Source organism: Leucobacter celer subsp. astrifaciens, from assembly GCF_001273835.1.
Taxonomy (GTDB): domain Bacteria; phylum Actinomycetota; class Actinomycetes; order Actinomycetales; family Microbacteriaceae; genus Leucobacter; species Leucobacter celer.
The window spans coordinates 1-249 of sequence record NZ_JHEI01000047.1; the positions used below are offsets into that span (position 1 = coordinate 1).

Consider the following 249-nt stretch of genomic DNA (forward strand, 5'->3'; position numbering starts at 1 on the left):
TGGTGATCCTGCTCGCCCTCCTGTGGCAGACCGGCTTCGCCACCGCCTTGGTCGCCCTCGTGGTCTACTCCTTCCTACCGGTGCTGCGCAACACGATCACCGGCATCGCCCAGGTCGACCCGAACGTGCGCGAGTCGGCCAAGGGCATGGGGATGACCTCCGGCCAGGTGCTGCGCCGCATCGAACTCCCGCTCGCCTCCCCGGTGATCCTCGCCGGCCTGCGCACCGCGCTCGTCTTCGCGCTCGGCG

1 protein-coding gene is annotated in these 249 nt (G+C 70.3%); it reads left to right on the plus strand.

Translation table 11 applies throughout. From position 1 onward, the window contains the following. Window positions 1–249 (plus strand): ABC transporter permease (locus AMS65_RS00110; protein WP_157501925.1); only part of this gene is annotated, 249 nt, incomplete at both ends.